The organism is Streptomyces sp. NPDC046860, assembly GCF_040645115.1.
Taxonomy (GTDB): Bacteria; Actinomycetota; Actinomycetes; order Streptomycetales; family Streptomycetaceae; genus Streptomyces.
In genome coordinates, this window is sequence record NZ_JBEYXQ010000005.1 from 30,259 (window position 1) to 50,705 (window position 20,447).

At 73.7% G+C, this 20,447-nt stretch carries 16 protein-coding genes; 6 read left to right on the plus strand and 10 right to left on the minus strand.

The genetic code is table 11. The annotated features are described in order from the left end of the window. Positions 1–3: 3 nt before the first annotated feature. The gene (locus tag ABZ898_RS09370; protein ID WP_361654799.1) at positions 4–702 is read right to left on the minus strand and encodes a uracil-DNA glycosylase; all 699 of its coding nucleotides are present in this window, start codon (positions 700–702) and stop codon (positions 4–6) included. A gap of 34 nt (positions 703–736) precedes the next feature. After that, complete coding sequence (locus ABZ898_RS09375) at positions 737–2,257, minus strand: YfcC family protein (RefSeq protein WP_361654800.1); 1,521 nt, start codon at positions 2,255–2,257, stop codon at positions 737–739. A 133-nt stretch (positions 2,258–2,390) separates the two neighbouring features. Here ABZ898_RS09375 and ABZ898_RS09380 point away from each other — a divergent pair, with 133 nt between their 5' ends. After that, positions 2,391–2,972: an RNA-binding S4 domain-containing protein gene (locus ABZ898_RS09380; protein ID WP_361654802.1), complete on the plus strand. Its 582-nt coding sequence runs from the start codon at positions 2,391–2,393 to the stop codon at positions 2,970–2,972. A gap of 82 nt (positions 2,973–3,054) precedes the next feature. On the opposite strand, the gene ABZ898_RS09385 is transcribed toward ABZ898_RS09380, so the two are convergent. Beyond that, positions 3,055–3,738: a methyltransferase domain-containing protein gene (locus ABZ898_RS09385; RefSeq protein WP_361655525.1), complete on the minus strand. Its 684-nt coding sequence runs from the start codon at positions 3,736–3,738 to the stop codon at positions 3,055–3,057. 129 nt (positions 3,739–3,867) lie between these two features. Here ABZ898_RS09385 and ABZ898_RS09390 point away from each other — a divergent pair, with 129 nt between their 5' ends. Continuing rightward, positions 3,868–4,191, plus strand: a complete 324-nt coding sequence (locus tag ABZ898_RS09390) for a DUF6343 family protein (protein ID WP_361654805.1) — start codon at positions 3,868–3,870, stop codon at positions 4,189–4,191. 17 nt (positions 4,192–4,208) lie between these two features. On the opposite strand, the gene ABZ898_RS09395 is transcribed toward ABZ898_RS09390, so the two are convergent. The 4 genes from ABZ898_RS09395 to rpsA all read right to left on the minus strand — a co-directional run bounded on the left by ABZ898_RS09395 (position 4,209) and on the right by rpsA (position 8,085). Continuing rightward, positions 4,209–4,589 carry a tetratricopeptide repeat protein gene (locus ABZ898_RS09395; protein WP_135785462.1) on the minus strand — a complete coding sequence of 127 codons (381 nt, stop codon included), beginning with the start codon at positions 4,587–4,589 and terminating at the stop codon, positions 4,209–4,211. Between the two features lie 50 nt (positions 4,590–4,639). Next, positions 4,640–5,287: a dephospho-CoA kinase gene (gene coaE / locus ABZ898_RS09400; protein ID WP_361654808.1), complete on the minus strand. Its 648-nt coding sequence runs from the start codon at positions 5,285–5,287 to the stop codon at positions 4,640–4,642. Between the two features lie 112 nt (positions 5,288–5,399). Then, positions 5,400–6,338, minus strand: a complete 939-nt coding sequence (locus tag ABZ898_RS09405) for a PAC2 family protein (RefSeq protein ID WP_361654811.1) — start codon at positions 6,336–6,338, stop codon at positions 5,400–5,402. 247 nt (positions 6,339–6,585) lie between these two features. After that, the gene (gene rpsA / locus ABZ898_RS09410; RefSeq protein ID WP_361654814.1) at positions 6,586–8,085 is read right to left on the minus strand and encodes a 30S ribosomal protein S1; all 1,500 of its coding nucleotides are present in this window, start codon (positions 8,083–8,085) and stop codon (positions 6,586–6,588) included. 372 nt (positions 8,086–8,457) lie between these two features. Between rpsA and ABZ898_RS09415 the strand changes: the two genes are divergently transcribed. After that, positions 8,458–9,285 (plus strand): class I SAM-dependent methyltransferase, encoded by an 828-nt coding sequence (locus ABZ898_RS09415; RefSeq protein ID WP_361655528.1) that lies wholly within the window; start codon positions 8,458–8,460, stop codon positions 9,283–9,285. 35 nt (positions 9,286–9,320) lie between these two features. Beyond that, positions 9,321–11,828, plus strand: coding sequence for an ATP-dependent helicase HrpB (gene hrpB / locus ABZ898_RS09420; RefSeq protein WP_361654817.1), 2,508 nt, complete (start codon positions 9,321–9,323; stop codon positions 11,826–11,828). 7 nt (positions 11,829–11,835) lie between these two features. On the opposite strand, the gene ABZ898_RS09425 is transcribed toward hrpB, so the two are convergent. Further along, positions 11,836–13,593 (minus strand): lytic murein transglycosylase, encoded by a 1,758-nt coding sequence (locus ABZ898_RS09425; RefSeq protein ID WP_361654819.1) that lies wholly within the window; start codon positions 13,591–13,593, stop codon positions 11,836–11,838. A gap of 310 nt (positions 13,594–13,903) precedes the next feature. On the opposite strand from ABZ898_RS09425, the gene ABZ898_RS09430 reads away from it, so the two are divergent. Continuing rightward, the gene (locus tag ABZ898_RS09430) at positions 13,904–14,800 is read left to right on the plus strand and encodes a DUF4184 family protein (protein WP_361654822.1); all 897 of its coding nucleotides are present in this window, start codon (positions 13,904–13,906) and stop codon (positions 14,798–14,800) included. Here ABZ898_RS09430 and ABZ898_RS09435 read toward each other — a convergent pair. Beyond that, positions 14,712–15,116 carry a hypothetical protein gene (locus ABZ898_RS09435; protein WP_361654824.1) on the minus strand — a complete coding sequence of 135 codons (405 nt, stop codon included), beginning with the start codon at positions 15,114–15,116 and terminating at the stop codon, positions 14,712–14,714. The genes ABZ898_RS09430 and ABZ898_RS09435 overlap by 89 nt on opposite strands. Before the next feature lie 102 nt (positions 15,117–15,218). Continuing rightward, positions 15,219–17,942: a DNA polymerase I gene (gene polA / locus ABZ898_RS09440; protein WP_361654827.1), complete on the minus strand. Its 2,724-nt coding sequence runs from the start codon at positions 17,940–17,942 to the stop codon at positions 15,219–15,221. A 165-nt stretch (positions 17,943–18,107) separates the two neighbouring features. On the opposite strand from polA, the gene ABZ898_RS09445 reads away from it, so the two are divergent. After that, the gene (locus tag ABZ898_RS09445; RefSeq protein WP_361654830.1) at positions 18,108–20,408 is read left to right on the plus strand and encodes an FdhF/YdeP family oxidoreductase; all 2,301 of its coding nucleotides are present in this window, start codon (positions 18,108–18,110) and stop codon (positions 20,406–20,408) included. The last annotated feature ends 39 nt before the right edge of the window (positions 20,409–20,447 follow it).

Sequence of the window (20,447 nt, forward strand, 5' to 3'; positions counted from 1 at the left end):
CGGTCACGGCAGGCCCGCCGCCCGGGCCGCCGTCCCCAGGGTCTCGCGGAGCATCTCGGGGGTGAGGCGGCCGGTGAAGGTGTTGCGCTGGCTGACGTGGAAGCAGCCGTAGAGGCCGGGGCCGTCCTCGAGCCGGACGTGGGCGCCGTGAGCGAAGGCGGGGCGGGGCCGGGGGACGGTCCAGCCCGCCTCGGCGAGCGCGGGCAGCGTGGCCTGCCAGCCGAAGGCGCCGAGCACGACGACGGCCCGGAGCGTCGGCCGGAGCAGCTTCAGCTCCTGGACCAGCCAGGGCCGACAGGTGTCGCGTTCGCCGGGGGTGGGCTTGTTGGCGGGCGGGGCGCAGTGGACGGGCGCGGTGACGCGGACTCCGTACAGTTGGAGGCCGTCGTCCAAGGCGGTCGAGGACGGCTGGGAGGCCAGGCCCAGGTCGTAGAGGGCCTGGTAGAGCACGTCCCCGGAGCGGTCGCCGGTGAACATGCGGCCCGTGCGGTTGCCGCCGTGCGCGGCGGGGGCCAGCCCGATGATCGCCAGGCGGGCGTCGGCGGGGCCGAAGCCGGGTACCGGCCGCCCCCAGTAGGTGTGGCCGGCGAACGCGGCCCGTTTGGTACGGGCCACCTCCTCGCGCCACTCGACCAGGCGCGGGCAGGCACGGCACCCGGTCAGGCGCCGGTCCAGCCGCGCCAGGGCGGCGCTGTCGTCCATGCCCCTCACGGTAGGCCAGGGATGCGGGGGCCGGTCAGGTGAACGCCGCGCCCAGCGCGAGGAACCCGCAGATCAGCGCGAACAGCACGGCCAGCAGGGGCCAGGCGAATCGCAGGTACTTGTCGTAGCCGACCTTGGCGAGGGCGACACCGCCCATGGTGACGGCGGTGGTCGGCACCCACAGGTTCATCCAGCCGCTGGACGCCTGCCAGGCGGTGACGACGACCGCGCGGGACACCCCGGCGAAGTCGGCGAGCGGGGCGAGGATCGGCATGGCGAGCGTGGCGTGGCCGGAGGTGGAGGGGATCAGGAAGGCCAGCGGCAGGTTCACCGCGAACACGATGACCGCGAAGGCGCCGGAGGAGGCGCCCCGCACCACGCCCTCGATGGAGTGCAGCACGGTGTCGGTGATCTTCGAGTTGTTCATGATCACGGTGACCCCGCGGGCCAGCACGATCACCAGCGCGGGCGAGATGAAGTCGGCCGCGCCCTGCACGATCGTGGAGCTGAGCCGCTGCTCCCCCATCCGCGCCACCAGCCCGACCAGCACGGCCGCGCAGATGAACAGCGCGGCGAGCTGTGGGAAGGACCAGCCCAGCTCGAAGCCGTACGGGGTGGCGTCCGCCCTGCCCGTGAGCGCGCTGGACCAGGGCACCACGGAGAAGATCATGAAGGCGAAGACCAGGACCATCGTGGCCAGCACCGCCCGGTGCAGCCCGGTCAGCTCCGGTTCGGCGTCCGGGGCCTCGGTGGCGTGCTCGCGGTCGCCGGGCAGGAAGCCGGTGAGGGAGCGTGCCGGGTCGCGCCGTACCCGGCGGGCGTAGCGGATGACGTAGGCGACCGTCACCGCCGTCAGCACCACCCACATCACGAACCGCAGCGCGATGCCGTCACCCAGCGAGACGTCGGCCGCCGAGGAGGCCACCCCGGTGGCGAACGGGTTCACCGTGGAGCACATCACCCCGACGCCCGCGCCCAGGATGATCGTGCCGACGGCCACCATGCGGTCGTAGCCGAGGGCGAGCATCAGCGGGACGATCAGACCGTAGAAGCCGAGGGTCTCCTCGGCGAAGCCCTCCACGGTGCCGAGCACCGAGAAGACCACCATGATCCCGGCGATCAGCAGCGCCCCGCGCTCCCGCAGCCGGTGGGCCAGCCGGGCGATGCCCCGGTCCAGGGCGCCGGTGGCGAACACGACGGTGATGAACGCCCCGATGGCCAGCACGAACAGGAAGACACCGGCCGCGCCGTACAGCTCCCCCGCGAGATCCGGGCCCACCAGGCCGGTCTTCGGATCGCGCAGTCCGTACAGCCCGTTGACCGGGGAGAGGAAGAGGTCGCTCAGCCGGTCGCCGAAGGACTCCCCCGAGGAGACACGGTGGTACGTCCCCTCCACGGGCGCGCCGGAGGAGTCCCGCGTGTACTGCCCCGGCGGAACGAGGAAGGCCAGCAGCCAGACCGCGACCGTGACGGCGACGAGCACCGTCAGGGCGCTGGGGAAGGTAAAGGTCCGCCGGCGCCGGGGCGGCTTCTCGGCCTCCGCCTGCGTCGTCATGGTCCCTCCTCGCTCCCGGCCGGCCTCGGCAACAGCCTCGGGGGCGCGGGGGCGGCCCGCATCCGGTGCGGGGCACGGGAGTGGCGGGAGAACGCGTCCCGGCCCGGTCCCCCGGGGCGCTAGGGTCGGCACCATGGCACACGCTGCACAGGACGCGGACGGCGACGGCTCCCCCGGCGCCGGCGTCCCGGAGGGACCCGCCCCCGACCCCGCCACGGCGCCGTCCGGCGATCCCGCCACGGCCGCGGCGGTGGCCGCCGCGGAGGCCGCCGCGGAGGCCGCCGGGCTCGGCGCCGGGGAGACGGTGCGGATCGACAGCTGGGTCTGGGCCGTCCGCCTGGTCAAGACACGGTCGCTGGGCGCCACCGCCTGCCGGGGCGGCCATGTCCATGTGAACGGCGAGCGGGTCAAGCCCGCCTACTCCGTGCGGATCGGCGACGAGGTACGGCTGCGCCACGAGGGCCGGGAGCGGGTCGTGATCGTCAAGCGGCTGATCCGCAAGCGGGTCGGCGCGCCCGTGGCGGCACAGTGCTACATCGACAACTCGCCTCCTCCCCCGCCCCGCGAGGCGGTGGCCCCCGTCGGCATCCGCGACCGGGGCACCGGCCGCCCCACCAAGCGGGACCGCCGCGAACTCGAACGCCTGCGCGGACTCGGCACCCCCGACACCCCCGGCGCGCCGGAGTCCCCCGGAGGGCGCCGCACGGCCCGGTGAGGCGGCGGGGCCGCGGGCGGCCGGCGAAGCCGCGCTCCGGAGTCCAGGGCACAGCCCCGCCGACCCGCTGTCTCTCTCACGCTCAGCCCAGGGGCACCGCCCGGACCCACGTCCCGTCCTCGGTCAGTTCGGCGTCCACCCTCAGCCCCGCATCCGCCAGCGCCGCTTCGAACTGCTCCTTCGTCAGGGCCCGGCTGCGGAACGTCTGGGTCCAGGAGCCGTCCGGGAAGGTGTACTCGGCGAGCACCGAGTCCACGCCGTCGCCCACGGGTTCCACCGACGCGATCCGGACGGTGAAGCCCCGGGGGTCGACGCGCTCGCGCGGGACGTTGTCGTGGTAGTCGGCGCCCTCCCGCTGGATGAGCACACAGCCGTCCGGGGCGACGTGCCGGGCGCAGGTGCCGAGCAGGGCGTGGCGCAGCCGGACGTCGGCGGTGTGCACCAGGAACGAGCCGAGCAGCACCACGTCGAACCGCTCGCCCAGGTCCAGATCCTCGATCGGCGTGCGTATCGCGCGCTCCGCCCCGCGCACCCGCTCCAGCATCTCGGCGGACTCGTCCACCGCCGTCACCCGGAACCCGCGCTCCAGCAGGGGGTGCGTCACCCGGCCCGCCCCGCTGCCCAGCTCCAGGATGTGCGCCCCGGCGGGCACGGCGGCGGCGATGACGTCCGGCTCGTCGCCCGGGGGAAGGCGGGTGTACAGCTCGACGGCACAGCCGTCCGGGGTGATCGCCCCGGAGCCCGTGCCCTGATGTCCTTCGCGCATCTCGACTGTCATGCCGGGACAACGGACGATCTTCGCGCACGCGTTCCCCTCCCGGCGCCGAATCACCCGTTCGAGTCACGCCCCGCGGGCCCGGGAACCGGAGTACGTTGCAGGAGGGAGTGGTGAGGGATGCGTACCGGCAGTGAACCGACGACCGCGCGCAGCGCGCTGCGGGCCCGGTTGTGGCTGAGCGTCTGGGGATTCGCCTGGACCGTCTTCGGCACCGTGGCCTTCGCCCTCGTCTCCCGCCCCGGCTGGGCGGCCGCCTGCGCCGCGCTGTGGCTGGTGGTCACCGTCGACCTGGTCCTGGTCGTCCGGCATCTGCGGCAGGGCCCGCACTACCAGCCCGGCCGGGACGTACCGCCGTACGAACCCCCGCGCGGAACCCCCCCGGCAGGCCCCGCACGGTGGCGCGGGCTGCCGCGACCGCCCGCGCCCCGCCACCACCCCTGAGCGCCGGGCGCCGGGGGTCAGGAGTCGAAGCGCGCCGCCCGCAGATAGTCCGGGTTGGGGTCGAGCGCGGCCGCCAGCCGGAAGTGGCGCCTGGCCTGGCCGGGTCTGCCCTGCCGCTCGTAGGTGCGGCCCAGCGCGAAGTGGGCGAAGGCGTTGTCCGGCTCACGCTCCAGCACCACGGTGAACTCGAGTTCGGCGGGGCGCAGTTGCGCGGCGGCGAAGAACGCGCGCGCCCGCAGCAGCCGGGCGGCGGTGTTCTCGGGGTGGGCGGCGATCACTTCGTCGAGCAGTTTCACCGCGCCCCTGGGGTCCCGCGCGTCGAGCAGGTGCTCGGCTGCGCGGAAGTCGATGACGTCCGTCTCCGGAGTACGTCCGGCGGAACCATTGATCTCGGGCACGGCGAAGTCCTTCCCTCACTTCGCCGTTCCAACGCCTCGGAACGCAGCGGCTATTCCGCGCCGTCCCCCGGCGCGGCGTCCTCGGCGGGCCCCTGTGCCGCCCCCCGCGCCCGGCGGGTCAGCTCGGCCCAGACCTCCGCGACCCGCTTCTCCAGCACGTCCAGGGGCACGTCGTTGTCGATGACGATGTCGGCGATCTCGCGGCGCTGTTCGCGGCTCGCCTGGGCGGCCATGCGGGCGCGGGCGTCGTCCTCCGTCATCCCGCGCAGCCGGACCAGCCGGTCGAGCTGGGTCGCGGGGCTCGCGTCCACGACGATCACCAGGTCGTACAGCGGCGCCAGACCGTTCTCGGTGAGGAGCGGGACGTCGTGCAGGACCACGGAACCGGCGCTCGCGGCGCTCTCCAGTTCACGGGACCGGGCGCCCACCAGGGGGTGCACGATCGAGTTGAGGACGGCCAGCTTCTCGGGGTCGGCGAAGACGATGGAGCCGAGCCGGGGCCGGTCCAGCGAGCCGTCCCCGGCGAGGATCTCCCGCCCGAACGCCTCCACCACGGCCGCCAGCCCCGGTGTCCCCGGCGCCACGACCTCCCGCGCGATCCGGTCGGCGTCGATCAGCACGGCCCCGTGCTCCACGAGCAGCCGCGACACCTCGCTCTTGCCGGCCCCGATGCCGCCGGTCAGCCCCACTTTCACCATGCCGCGAAGCTTAGGCCCTGTCTTCCAGATCTTGCCGGGGTCGGCCCGAAGGCACCGTCGGCCCGAGCCGGCCTGATCCGGAAGAAAGGCCCTGGCCCTGCCACGGGACCGCCTACGCCTCGCCCTCCCGCTCGGCGAGGAACCGCTCGAACTCGCGGCCGATCTCGTCGGCGGACGGGATCTCGACCGGCTCGGCGAGCATGTTGCCGCGCGTCTCCGCTCCGGCGGCCGCGTCGTACTGGTGCTCCAGGCCCTGGATGAGCGAGGTCAGTTCCTCGTCGCCCTCGCGGATCTGGCGCTCGATCTCGGTCTGGGTGCGGTGCGCCTCGGTGCGCAGCCCGTGGGCGACGCCGGGCAGCACCAGACCGGTGGCGGCGGTGATCGCCTCCAGCACGGTCAGCGCCGCGTCCGGGTAGGCGGAGCGGGCCAGGTAGTGCGGGACGTGCGCGGCGACGCCGAGGACGTCGTGACCGGCCTCGGTGAGCCGGTACTCCAGCAGCGCGGCGGCGCTGCCCGGCACCTGGGCCTCCTCGAAGGGGCTGCGGTGACCGGGGACCAGGTCGGTGCGGTTGCCGTGCGGGGTGAGACCGACGGGACGGGTGTGCGGCACGCCCATCGGGATGCCGTGGAAGTTGACGGACAGACGGACGCCGAGCCGCTCGACGATCTGCTGCACGGCGCGCGCGAACCGCTCCCACTCCACGTCCGGTTCGGGCCCGGACAGCACGAGGAACGGGGCGCCGGTGGCGTCCTGGACGAGGCGGACCTCGATGGCCGGCACCTCGTAGTCGGTCCAGCCGTCCCGCTGGAAGGTCAGGAGCGGCCGGCGGGCGCGGTAGTCGACCAGCCGGTCGTGGTCGAAGCGCGCCACGACCTGGTGCGGCAGCGTGTCGAGGACGCGCTCGACGATCTGGTCGCCCGTCTCGCCCGCGTCGATGTATCCGTCGAAGTGGTAGAGCATGACCAGCCCGGCCGACTCCTGGGCCAGCGCCATGTCGACCACGGCGAGCCCCTTCGGCTCCCAAGCGAACAAATCCTGCGGTTCAACCACGATGACCGCCCCTCCTAGTGTCCGCTCGTGCCAACACCAGGAAGCACCAGGGCATTCCCAAGATCATCGAACAGGGTCCGGCTGCGACTCCCTGAAGGGGCGCGGGGAACTGCGCGAACACCCCCCACAGCCCGCACCTGACAACGCACCAGAAACGCCTGAGGGACCCGCACCCCGAAAGGTACGAGTCCCTCAGCCTTACTACCGGCTAAACCTCAGCGGTTGGGGGTCCCCCCGCTGGGGGAGTTCAGCTCTGGCCGCCCGCCAGCTTCTCGCGCAGCGCGGCGAGCGCCTCGTCCGAAGCAAGGGCACCGGAGGTGTCCGCACCCTCGGAGGAGTAGGAACCGCCACCGGACGCGACCGGAGCGGCACCCGCGACGTCGCCACCCTCGGCAGCGGCCTTCTCGTCCGCCTCGCGGGACTTGATGACCTGGGCCTGGTGCTGCTCGAAGCGCTGCTGCGCCTCGGCGTACTGGCCCTCCCACGCCTCGCGCTGGGTCTCGTAGCCCTCGAGCCAGTCGTTGGTCTCGGGGTCGAAGCCCTCGGGGTAGATGTAGTTGCCCTGGTCGTCGTAGGACGCGGCCATGCCGTACAGGGTCGGGTCGAACTCGACCGAGGCCGGGTCGGCACCGAAGGCCTCGTTGGCCTGCTTGAGCGACAGCGAGATGCGGCGACGCTCGAGGTCGATGTCGATGACCTTGACGAAGATCTCGTCGTTGACCTGGACGACCTGCTCCGGGATCTCCACGTGGCGCTCGGCCAGCTCGGAGATGTGGACCAGACCCTCGATGCCCTCGTCCACGCGGACGAACGCACCGAACGGAACCAGCTTGGTGACCTTACCCGGGACGACCTGACCGATCTGGTGGGTCCGGGCGAACTGCTGCCACGGGTCCTCCTGCGTCGCCTTCAGCGACAGGGAGACACGCTCGCGGTCCATGTCCACGTCGAGAACCTCGACGGTGACCTCCTGGCCGACCTCGACAACCTCGGACGGGTGGTCGATGTGCTTCCAGGACAGCTCGGAGACGTGCACCAGGCCATCGACGCCACCCAGGTCCACGAAGGCACCGAAGTTGACGATGGAGGACACGACGCCGGAGCGGACCTGACCCTTCTGGAGGGTCGTGAGGAACGTCTGGCGGACCTCGGACTGGGTCTGCTCGAGCCAGGCACGGCGGGACAGGACCACGTTGTTGCGGTTCTTGTCCAGCTCGATGATCTTCGCCTCGAGCTCCTTGCCCACGTAGGGCTGGAGGTCGCGGACGCGGCGCATCTCGACCAGGGAGGCCGGGAGGAAGCCGCGGAGGCCGATGTCGAGGATGAGACCACCCTTGACGACCTCGATGACGGTACCGGTGACGATGCCGTCCTCTTCCTTGATCTTCTCGATGGTGCCCCAGGCGCGCTCGTACTGGGCACGCTTCTTCGAGAGGATCAGGCGGCCTTCCTTGTCCTCCTTCTGGAGAACCAGGGCCTCGATCTCGTCGCCGACCTTGACGACCTCGTTCGGGTCGACGTCGTGCTTGATCGAGAGCTCGCGGCTCGGGATGACACCTTCGGTCTTGTAACCGATGTCGAGCAGGACCTCGTCCCGGTCGACCTTCACGATGACGCCGTCGACGATGTCGCCGTCGTTGAAGTACTTGATCGTCTCGTCGATCGCGGCGAGGAAGGCTTCCTCGTTACCGATGTCGTTGACCGCAACCTGCGGGGTGGTGGCGGTGGTCTCGGTGCTGCTCGTCATGTGGGAAAGGGCTCCGGTACGGACATTGAAGTCGTAGGTACTGCTTACGCCGGGAGCCCGTTTCGCTCTGCAGAAGCCGGACAGCCAAGGAAGCGCCACTTGAGCACCGGGTGCCCGGTGGCGCCTCGAGAACCGAGGGATACATACAGATGCGAGCGCGACCTGCTACGTCTGAGGTGCGCAGGCCCGCAGCGCAACTTGTAGCATACGGGGGCAGCCGGGCAGGGTCAATGCGCGAAGGCGCACACCGCGGACGGATCGCCGCATTCCCGGCAGAAGAATCGTCCGGCCAGGCACACGCGACCGTGCGATCCCCTTCCGTGACACCCGTCCGGGAAGCCGGTTGGACGGAAGAGTACGACGAGGGAGCCGATCATCCAAGAGCCTGAAGGGCACGGCCCGTCGGGGTCCGAGCCGGAAGCCACCCGTCGCGACGCCGGGGCCGCGGAGAGCAGCAGCGCCAACCGGGGCTGGTGGGACCGCAACGCCGACGAGTACCAGACCGAGCACGGCACCTTCCTCGGTGACGACCGCTTCGTGTGGGGCCCGGAGGGCCTGGACGAGGTGGAGGCGGAGCTGCTCGGCCCGGCCGAGGAGCTGAAGGGCCGGGACGTGCTGGAGATCGGCGCGGGCGCGGCGCAGTGCGCGCGCTGGCTCGCCGCCCAGGGCGCCCGTCCGGTGGCGCTCGACCTCTCCCACCGCCAGCTCCAGCACGCGCTGCGCATCGGCGCCGGCTTCCCGCTGGTGTGCGCCGACGCGGGCGCGCTCCCCTTCGCCGACGCCTCCTTCGACGTGGTGTGCTCGGCGTACGGCGCGCTGCCGTTCGTGGCCGATCCCCGGCTGGTGCTGCGCGAGGTGCGCCGGGTGCTGCGGCCGGGCGGCCGGCTGGTGTTCTCGGTGACGCACCCGATCCGCTGGGCGTTCCCGGACGAGCCTGGCCCGGAGGGGCTGTCGGTGGCGGCGTCCTACTTCGACCGCACCCCTTATGTGGAGCAGGACGACGAGGGCCGCGCGGTGTACGTGGAGCACCACCGCACGATCGGCGACCGGGTGCGGGACATCGCCGCCACCGGTTTCCGGCTGGTGGACCTGGTGGAGCCGGAGTGGCCGGCCTGGAACACCTCCGAGTGGGGCGGCTGGTCCCCGCTGCGGGGCGGTCTGATCCCCGGCACCGCGATCTTCGTCTGCGAACGGGACTGAGGAACCGCGCGGGCGGCGCGTACGACACTGGGGGCGTGATCCGTGACGACGCCCTCGCCGCCCTGCCCGTGCGCTCCGCCCTGCCCGACCTGACCGCCGCGCTGGACGGTCCGGGTGCCGCCGTGCTGGTGGCGCCGCCCGGTACCGGCAAGACGACGCTGGTGCCGCTGGTGCTGGCCGGGCTGGTCGGCGGGGGTCCCGCGCGGCGGGTGGTGGTGGCCGAGCCGCGCCGGATCGCGGCGCGGGCGGCGGCCCGGCGGATGGCGTGGCTGCTGGGCGAGAAGCCGGGCGTCAGCGTCGGCCACACCGTGCGCGGCGAACGCGTGGTGGGGCCCCGTACCCGCGTGGAGGTCGTGACCACCGGTGTCCTCCTCCAGCGGCTCCAGCGGGACCAGGAGCTGGCGGACACGGACGTGGTGGTCCTCGACGAGTGCCACGAACGGCATCTGGACGCGGACACGGCGGCCGCCTTCCTGTGGGACGTGCGGCAGACCCTGCGGCCCGGGCTGCGGCTCGTGGCGGCGTCGGCGACCACGGACGCGCAGGGCTGGTCCGGGCTGCTCGGCGGAGCCCCGGTGGTGGAGGCGGCGGGCGTCACGCACCCGGTGGAGGTGGTCTGGGCGCCCCCGGCACGGCCCGTACGGCCGCCGCACGGGATGCGGGTGGACCCGGAGCTGCTCGCGCACGTGGCCTCGGTGGTGCGGCGGGCGCTGGCCGAGCGGGACGGCGACGTGCTGTGCTTCCTGCCCGGCGTGGGCGAGATCGCCCGTGTGGCGGGCCTCGTGGGACCACTGCCGGGGGTCGACGTGCTCCAGGTCCACGGCCGCGCGCCCGCCGCCGTGCAGGACGCGGTGCTGTCCCCGGGTGAGCGGCGCCGGGTGGTGCTGGCGACCTCGGTGGCCGAGTCCTCCCTGACCGTGCCGGGCGTCCGCGTCGTCGTCGACTCGGGGCTCGCCCGGGAGCCCCGCGTGGACCACGCGCGCGGCCTGGGCGGCCTGACGACCGTACGGGCGTCCCGGGCGGCCGGTGCCCAGCGGGCGGGCCGGGCCGGGCGTGAGGCGCCCGGCGCGGTGTACCGCTGCTGGACCCCGGCCGAGGACACCCGGCTCCCCTCCTTCCCGGCCCCGGAGATCAAGGTCGCCGACCTGACGGCGTTCGCCCTCCAGGCGGCCTGCTGGGGCGACCCGGACGCCTCCGGCCTCGCCCTGCTGGACGCGCCGCCCGCCGGGGCCATGGCCGCGGCCCGCGAGGTCCTCACGGCGGTCGGGGCGGTCGACGCGGCCGGGCGCGTCACGCGCCGGGGCACCCGCCTGGCACGGCTGGGCGTGCATCCCCGCCTGGGCCGCGCCCTGCTGGACTCCCCCGGTGCCGGCGCCGAGACGGTGGCCCTGCTGTCGGAGGAGGTGCCGCGCGAGTACGGCGACGACCTCGCCGCGGCGCTACGCCGGGCACGCCGCGGCGGCGACGCGTACGCGGGCCGCTGGGCGGCCGAGGCGCGGCGGCTGCGCGGGGTCTCCGGCGGCGACTCCCCGTCGGCCGCGCCCGGCGGGGCCGACCGCGCTTCCGGCGGCGACGAGCAGGCGGTGGGCCAGGTCGCCGCGCTCGCGTTCCCCGAGCGGGTGGCCCGGCTGGACGGCGGCTCGTATCTGATGGCGTCCGGGACGCGGGTGGAGCTGGCCGAGGGGTCGGCGCTGCGGGGCGTGCCGTGGATCGTCGTGGCGGTGGCCGACCGGCCCGCCGGGAAGGGCCACGGCCGGGTGCGGCTCGGGGCCGCGGTGCGGGAGGACGTGGCGCGGGCGGCCGCCGCCTCGCTGCTGACCGAGCGGGACGAGGTGCGCTGGGCGGACGGGGACGTGGTGGCCCGGCGGGTCGAACGGCTGGGGGCGGTGGAGCTGGCGGTGCGGCCGCCGGTGGACAGCGACCCGGCGCTGGTGCGCGCGGCCCTGCTCGACGGGCTGGCCCGGGAGGGGCTCGGGCTGCTGCGGTGGCCGGAGCAGGCCCGGGTGCTGCGGCAGCGGCTGGCGTTCCTGCGGGCGCGGCTGGGCGAGCCGTGGCCGGACGTGTCCGACGAGGCGCTGCTCGCCGGTGTGGACGCCTGGCTGGAGCCGGAGCTGGGCCGGGCGCGGCGCCGGGCGGACCTGGGGCGGATCGACGCCGGGCAGGCGCTCGCGCGGCTGCTGCCGTGGGCGGGCGGGGAGGCGGCCCGGCTGGACGAACTGGCGCCGGAGCGGGTCACCGTGCCGAGCGGGTCACGGGTGAGGGTCGACTACGCGGACCCCGGACAGCCGGTGCTGGCGGTGAAGCTGCAGGAGATGTTCGGTCTGCGGCGGACCCCGGAAGTGGCCGGGGTGCCGCTGCTGGTGCATCTGCTGTCGCCCGCCGGGCGGCCCGCCGCCGTGACGGCGGACCTCACCTCGTTCTGGCGGGACGGCTACCGGGCGGTCCGCGCGGAGCTGCGCGGGCGGTACCCGAAGCACCCCTGGCCGGAGGACCCGGCCGCCGCCGAGCCGACCCGCCACACGACGGCCCGGTCCCGGCGGTGAGCCGGGCTCAGGAACCGGCGGACGTGCTGGGCGACGGGCTCGCGGAGGCGGTCTGGCCGACCGCGACCTTCAGCTCGACGGTGACGCTGCCGCCGCCGGGCGTGGTGACGCGCAGCAGGTAGGTGCCGCTGAAGAGGTCCGCGTACATCGCGGGCAGCGTCAGCAGGCCGTCGGCGTCCGTGGTGAGCCCGGTGAGGGTGCGCACGGGCGTGCCGTCCGCGTTCTTGAAGTAGGGCCCGGCGACGTTCTCGGCGGGGTCGTCCGCGGACTTGACCAGCGTGGCGGTGGCGCCGACCTTGGCGGCGGGGGCGCCCTTGTAGGTGGCCTTGACCTGGACGCGTCCGGCGAACTCCCCGCCCGGCGCGCAGGTCAGCGCGGTGTCGGCGGTGCGGACCAGCTTGTCGGCGGGGCGCGGGGTGACGGTGGCGGTGTAGTCGACGCCCTTGATCTGGCGGCCGGCGACCGTGCTGGTGACCTTGAAGGTGCCCGCCTTCTCGCCCGCCTTCAGCTGCGGCGCGAGGGCGACGCCCTTGCCGTCGGTGACGATCGTGGCCACCTTCTCGCCGCCCGCGAAGACGGCGTCGGTGTCGCCGGTGATGGTGAACCGCACCCGCACCTTGGCCACGGACCCGCCGTCCTTGGTCACCGCGCGGGCGCCGATCCGCCGTGCGAAGGACTGCCCGGCGGTCGCGGTCAGCTCGGTGCCGCCGGTGTCGGGTGCGGTGAGGTGGTGCACGGTATCGGAGGGCGTGGGCGGGGTCGAGGGGGTGGAGGGGTCGGACGGCTGTCCGGGCGTGGTCGGCTCACCGCCGCCGGGCTTGCCCGGATTCGCGGGCTTGCCCGGCTTGCCGGGCTTCGGCGACTGGTGTCCGGGCTTCGGCGCGGTCGGGGGCGGCGACGTGGGAGCGGTGGTGCCGGGGAGGTGGTCGTCGCTGCGGTGCGCGGGGACGCCGCCGGTGCCGTCCGGCACGGAGTGGGTGCCCCTGCGGTAGTAGTCCACCCAGTTCAGGACGAGGGCGAGGTAGTCGCCCGAGTTGTTGTAGCTGAGGATCGCGCGGTGCAGGTCGCGGTCCTGCGAGAGGTCCCAGCCGTTGCGGCACAGGTAGTGGCCGGCGGCGAGCGCGGCGTCGTAGACGTTGTTCGGGTCGGCCTTGCCGTCGTCGTTGCCGTCGCGGCCCGCCCACGCCCAGGTCGACGGGATGAACTGCATCGGGCCGACGGCCTGGTCGTAGGAGCTGTTGCCGTCGTAGGCACCGTGGTCGGTGTCCTTGATCAGGGCGAAGCCGTTGCCGTCGAGCTGGGGGCCGACGATGGCGCTGACCGTGGTCCCGTCGGCGGTCACCTGGCCGCCGCGCGCCTGGCCGGACTCCACCTTGCCGATGGCGGCGAGGAGTTGCCAGGGCAGGTTGCAGCCGGGCTTGGAGGCGCGGAGTTCGGCCTCGGCCTTCTTGTACGCGTCCAGCACGGTCGCGGGGATGCCCGCCTCGCCCGGACCCCGGGAGACCGGCGTGCCGATGACCGGCGACGGGCTCGGGGCCGGGCTGTCCAGCGGCGGAAGGTCCGTGTAGTACGGGGAGTTGCCGGTGGCGTTGCCGTCGGCGGAGGCGTCCGCGACGGGAAGGCTCAGGCCGGCATCCGCCTGCTGGGGAGCGGGAGCGCCGGTCGCTCCCGGTGCCTCGGACGCGGAGAGGGCCGCGACCGCCAACGCCGCCACCGCGGTCGTCGCCGCCCCCTTGCGCAGCCGCCTGCCTATGTGCGCCGCCATATGGTGTTCCCCTCCCCCGGACGCCCGGGCGTCCGCCTGCGTCTGTCCCGCTCTGATGTGACGGTCGACCTGGTGCAGCGGTTGCCCTGTGTGCCGTACTCGGTCCTGTGCGCTGGATCACGTGGCCGTGTGCACGACAGATGGGCCCCGGCCGACCCTACGGCACTCACCTGTCCCGGGGCACCCGTCGCACTCCCGCTTTCGGCGACTTGGCCGACTCCCGTACGCCGAAAGCCCGGTGACGGCGCGTCACGCATACTGGGCGCGCGATCACGGCCCGGCTCGCACCGGGCGTTCCGGGAGGCTCCCCTTGCCGTTCACACTCAGCCATGCCGCGGCCGTCCTGCCCGCCGTCCGCCGGGACGGGAGCGGGCGGGGGCCGCTGGTGCCCGCGGTGCTCGTCGCGGGCTCCTTCGCCCCGGACCTGACCTACTACGCGGCCGGCGTCCGCCCCGAGGCGATGGAGTTCGGGACGGTCACCCACTCCCCGGCCGGGGTGTTCGGCGTGGACGTGCTGATCTCCTGGGCGCTGGTCGGGCTGTGGCTGGTGGTCCGGGAGCCGCTGGTGGCCCTGCTGCCCCGGCCGTGGCAGCGCGGGCCCGCCGTCCTGCTGCGCTGCGGGGCGCCCCGCGCGCGGGTACGGGCCCGCCTCGTCCTGTGGTGGTACGTCTCCGCCGCCGTCGGCGGGCTCACCCATGTGGTGTGGGACGCCTTCACCCACCACGACCGCTGGGGGACCAAGCTGATCCCGGTGCTCGCCCGGACCGCGGCCGGGGTGCCGCTGTTCCAGTGGCTCCAGTACGGCACGTCGGCCCTGGCCGCGGTGGTGATCGCCTGGTTCCTGCTGCGCGCCCTGCGGTCGGTCCCGGCCGGGGAGGCATCGGGTGTGCCCCCGCTGTCGGCACGGGAGCGCCGGCTGGCCGTGGCCCTGCTCTGCGGCTGCGCGCTGGTCGCGGCGATGCTGCGGGCGGCACGCTGGTGGGTCCACTGGGGTGCGGTCGCCCGGCCCTGGGAGCTGGTGCCGACGGTGTGCTTCGGCGCGGGCTCGGGACTGCTGCTCGGGGCGGTGGCCTACGCGGCGGCGCTGCGGCTGTGGCGCCCCGCCGGGGTGTTTGGCGTCACGGCTTCCGGGGGCCGGGCCGGCGCTGGCCCGGTGTCGCGGGGCGAGGCGGTCGGCGCGGGCCGGCCGGAGCGGGGCGGTCGGTGAGGGAGGCCACGAACACGGTGAGCGTGTGCCGGGGGCGCGCCTTCGGCAGACGGGCCAGCAGCAGGGCGAGGTAGCCGCGCGCGAGGTCGGCCCACACCTGCCGGTCGGGGGCGCGGCGGGCCAGGGCCCGCCCGGCGTCCGCGCCCGCGCGCCGCAGCCGGGTCCGGGGGTCCGAGGGGTGGCGGACGGCGCTCGCGCCGGCCGCGACGACGGGCACCGCCGTGCCGGACGCGGCGGGCGCCGGGGCGGTGTACGTCCACACCGTGCCGCTGTGCCGCGGGTCGGGCCCCAGGCGGTGAAGCATGCGTATACCCATGCCCGCAGTCTCGCGGGTGGCGGGCCGGGCCTGCGTGTCGGCGGGGGCCACGTGAGTGAAACCCCGCGGGCGGCACGTGCCGCCCGCGGGGTCACCGGTGGCTCAGTGCGCCGCCGACTCCCAGTCCGGGCCCACGCCCACCGAGACGTCCAGCGGTGCCCGCAGGCTCACCGCGCCGGCCATCTCGCGGCGGACCAGCTCCTCGACGGCCGCGCGCTCGCCGGGGGCGATCTCCAGCACGATTTCGTCGTGGACCTGGAGCAGCATGCGGGACTTGAGGTCCGCGTCCCGCAGCGCCCGGTCGACGTGGAGCATGGCGATCTTGACGATGTCGGCGGCCGTGCCCTGGATCGGGGCGTTCAGCGCCATCCGCTCGGCGGCCTCGCGGCGCTGGCGGTTGTCGCTGTTGAGGTCGGGCAGGTAGCGGCGGCGGCCGAAGAGGGTCGCCGTGTAGCCGGTGGCCCGCGCCTCGTCGACCGCGCGGCGCAGGTAGTCCCGCACCCCGCCGAACCGCTCGAAGTACGTGTCCATCAGGGCACGGGCCTCACCGGCGTCGATGTTGAGCTGCTGGGAGAGACCGAACGCGGACAGGCCGTAGGCGAGGCCGTACGACATGGCCTTGATCTTGCGGCGCATCTCCGCGTCGACCGCGTCCCGCTCGACGCCGAACACCTGGGAGGCGACGGTGGTGTGCAGGTCCTCGCCGGAGGTGAACGCCTCGATCAGGCCCGCGTCCTCGGAGAGGTGGGCCATGACGCGCAGCTCGATCTGGCTGTAGTCGGCGGTCATCAGGGACTCGAAGCCCTCGCCGACGACGAAGCCCCGGCGGATGGCACGGCCCTCGTCGGTACGGACCGGGATGTTCTGCAGGTTGGGGTCGGTGGAGGACAGCCGTCCGGTCGCGGCCACCGTCTGGTTGAAGGTGGTGTGGATACGGCCGTCCGCGGCGATGGTCTTGATCAGGCCCTCCACCGTGACGCGCAGCTTGGCCTGCTCACGGTGGCGCAGCATGATCACCGGCAGTTCGTTGTCGGTCTGCGCGGCGAGCCAGGCCAGGGCGTCGGCGTCGGTGGTGTACCCGGTCTTGGTCTTCTTGGTCTTCGGCAGGGCCAGCTCGCCGAAGAGGACCTCCTGGAGCTGCTTGGGCGAGCCGAGGTTGAACTCGTGCCCGGCGGCCGCGTGGGCCTCCTTCACGGCCTGCTGCACGGCGCCCGCGAAGGTCTGCTCCATCGTCTCCAGGTGCGTGCGGTCGGCCGCGATGCCGGACCGCTCCAGGCGGGCGAGCAGGGCGGAGGTGGGCAGCTCCATGTCCCGCAGCAGGTCGGCGGCTCCGACCTCGTCGAGCCGGGTCTCCAGCGCCTCGCCCAGGTCGAGGATGGCGCGGGCCTTGATCATCAGGGCCTCGGCCTCGGCGCCGTCGTCCGCGCCGAAGGCGAGCTGCCCGTCGGCCGCGGCGGCCGGGGCCAGTTCGCGGTGCAGGTACTCCAGGGACAGCGCGTCCAGGTCGAAGGAGCGGCGGCCGGGCTTGACCAGGTAGGCGGCGAGCGCGGTGTCCATGGACACCCCCTCCACCCGCCAGCCGTGCTCGGCCAGCACGCGCATGGCGCCCTTGGCGTTGTGCAGCACCTTGGGGCGCTCGGCGTCGGCCAGCCAGGCGGCGAACGCCCGCTCGTCGGCCTCGTCCAGCTCGGCGGGGTCGAAGAAGGCGGCCGCTCCGCCCCCGGCGGCAAGGGCGACCTCGGCGACCGAACCGGTGCCCAGCGCCCAGGTGTCGACCGTGGCCATGCCCAGGGTCTGCCCGGCGTGCTCGGCCAGCCAGGCGGCCAGCTCGCCGGTGCCCAGGATCGTGCCGTCGACCTCGACGCCGTCCGCGGTGACCGGGGTGGCCTCGGCCTCCTCGGCGCCCGGGTCGACCGCGAAGAGCCGCTCGCGCAGCGAGGGGTTGCGGATCTCCAGGGTGTCCAGGAACGCCGCCACGGTCTTGCGGTCGTACGGCTCGCGGGCCAGGTCGGTGACCGTCCTCGGCAGCTCGACGTCCCGCTCCAGCTCGGTCAGCACACGGTTGAGCTTGACCGACTCCAGGTGGTCGCGGAGGTTCTGCCCGGCCTTGCCCTTGACCTCCTCGACCCGCTCGACCAGCTCCGCGAACGAACCGAACTGGTTGATCCACTTGGCGGCGGTCTTCTCGCCGACACCGGGGATGCCGGGCAGGTTGTCGGACGGGTCGCCGCGCAGGGCCGCGAAGTCGGGGTACTGCGCGGGCGTCAGCCCGTACTTCTCGAGAACCTTCTCCGGGGTGAACCGGGTCAGCTCCGAGACGCCCTTGGTCGGGTAGAGCACCGTGGTGTGCTCGCTGACGAGCTGGAAGGAGTCCCGGTCGCCGGTGACGATCAGCACGTCGAAGCCCGCGGCCTCGGCCCGGGTGGCGAGGGTGGCGATGACGTCGTCCGCCTCGAAGCCGTCCACGGCGAAACGGGGTGCGTTCATCGCGTCCAGCAGCTCGCCGATCAGCTCGACCTGGCCCTTGAACTCGTCCGGGGTCTTGGAGCGGTTCGCCTTGTACTCGGTGAACCGCTCCGAGCGCCAGGTCTTGCGGGACACGTCGAAGGCGACCGCGAAGTGCGTGGGCGCCTCGTCACGCAGGGTGTTGGCCAGCATCGAGGCGAAGCCGTAGATCGCGTTCGTCGGCTGGCCCGTCGCGGTGGTGAAGTTCTCCGCGGGCAGCGCGAAGAACGCGCGGTACGCCAGTGAGTGCCCGTCCATGAGCATCAGGCGGGGTCGGCCGCCGGGAGGGGTGTCGGTCTGCTTCGATGCTGTCTCTGCCACGCCCCCGATCCTGCCACGCCCCACCGACAGCCGGGTCCGCGAACCGGTCCGCCGCAAGATCCCGCACGTTTTCCACAGGGCTCCCCCCGCAGCCGCTCGCGGGGCATGCTTGTCGGCGGGGCGGGGGACCCGGATGTGAGAAGAACGATCGAAGGGGAGCGGGCGATGGCGACGAAGCCGCCCAAGGGCGATCCGGTGCAGGACGCGCCGCGGACAGGGGAGCCGCAGCACGCGGCGGCGGGACTGCCCGCCGTGGGGCACTCGTTGAAGATCGCGCAGCAGCAGATGGGGGTGCGGCGCACCGCGCTCACCCTGCTGCGGGTCAATCAGAAGGACGGCTTCGACTGCCCCGGCTGCGCGTGGCCCGAGCCGGAGCACCGGCACATGGCGGAGTTCTGCGAGAACGGCGCGAAGGCGGTGGCCGAGGAGGCCACGCTGCGCCGGGTCACCCCCGAGTTCTTCGCCGCCCACCCCGTGACCGCCCTGGCCGGGCGCAGCGGGTACTGGCTGGGCCAGCAGGGCCGCCTCACCCACCCCATGTACCTGCCCGAGGGCGCCGACCACTACGAACCGGTCAGCTGGGAGCGCGCCTTCGACATCGTCGCCGAGGAGATCGCGGCCCTCGGCTCGCCCGACGAGGCCGTCTTCTACACCTCGGGCCGCACCAGCAACGAGGCGGCGTTCCTCTACCAGCTCTTCGCCCGCGAGCTGGGCACGAACAACCTGCCCGACTGCTCCAACATGTGCCACGAGTCGTCCGGTTCGGCGCTCTCGGAGACGATCGGCGTCGGCAAGGGCAGCGTCCTGCTGGAGGACCTGTACCAGGCCGACCTGATCATCGTGGCCGGACAGAACCCGGGCACCAACCATCCGCGCATGCTCTCCGCGCTGGAGAAGGCCAAGGCGGCCGGCGCCAGGATCATCAGCGTCAATCCGCTGCCCGAGGCGGGCCTGGAGCGGTTCAAGAACCCGCAGACCCCGCAGGGCATGCTCAAGGGCGCCGCGCTCACCGACCTGTTCCTCCAGATACGCCTCGGCGGCGACCAGTCCCTCTTCCGCCTCCTGAACAAGCTGATCCTTCAGACGGACGGCGCGGTGGACGAGGAGTTCGTCCGCGAACACACCCACGGCTTCGAGGACTTCGCGCGGGCGGCCGCCGGTGCCGACTGGGACGGGACGCTGGCGGCGACCGGGCTGACCCGCGCGGAGATCGAGCGGGCCCTGGAGATGGTGCTGGCCTCGAAGCGGACCATCGTCTGCTGGGCCATGGGGCTCACCCAGCACAAGCACTCCGTGCCGACCATCCGCGAGGTGGTCAACTTCCTCCTCCTGCGCGGGAACATAGGCCGCCCCGGCGCGGGCGTGTGCCCGGTGCGCGGTCACTCCAACGTGCAGGGCGACCGCACCATGGGCATCTTCGAGCGGCCCGCGCCGGCCTTCCTGGACGCGCTGGAGCGGGAGTTCGGGTTCGCGCCGCCGCGCGAGCACGGCTTCGACGTCGTCCGGGCCATACGGGCGCTGCGCGACGGCGAGGCCAAGGTGTTCTTCGCCATGGGCGGCAACTTCGTCTCCGCCTCACCCGACACCGAGGTCACCGAGGCGGCCGTGCGGCGGGCCCGGCTCACCGTGCACGTGTCGACCAAGCTCAACCGCTCGCACGTGGTCACCGGCGCCCGCGCCCTGATCCTGCCCACGCTCGGCCGCACCGAGCGCGACGTCCAGGGCGGGGGCGAGCAGTTCGTCACCGTCGAGGACTCCATGGGCATGGTGCACGCCTCGCGCGGCCGGCTGGCGCCCGCGAGCCCCCGGCTGCTGTCCGAGCCCGCGATCGTGTCCCGGCTGGCCCGGCGGGTGCTGCCGGACAGCAAGGTGCCGTGGGAGGAGTTCGAGCACGACTACGCGGCCGTCCGCGACCGGATCGCCCGCGTGGTCCCCGGCTTCGAGGACTTCAACGCCCGCGTCGCCCGCCCCGGGGGCTTCACTCTGCCGCACGCCCCGCGCGACGAGCGCCGCTTCCCCACCGCCACCGGCAAGGCCAACTTCACCGCCGCGCCGGTGGAGCACCCCGAGCTGCCCGAGGGCCGGCTGCTGCTGCAGACGCTGCGCTCGCACGACCAGTACAACACCACGATCTACGGCCTGGACGACCGCTACCGGGGCATCACGGGCGGCCGCCGCGTGGTGCTGGTCCACCCCGAGGACGCGCGCGAACTGGGCGTGGCGGACGGCGCCTACGTGGACCTGGTGGGCGAGTGGAACGACGGGGTGGAGCGGCGCGCGCCCGGCTTCCGGGTGGTGCACTACCCGACCGCGCGGGGCTGCGCGGCCTCCTATTACCCGGAGACCAACGTGCTGGTGCCGCTGGACGCCACCGCCGACACCAGCAACACCCCGGCCAGCAAGTCCGTGGTGGTCCGCCTGGAGACACGCCCGGAAGGCCGTCTGGAACAATCGGCGACCGACTGAGCGTTCGCTCAGTGACATGGGAGCCGCCGGACAGGCGCA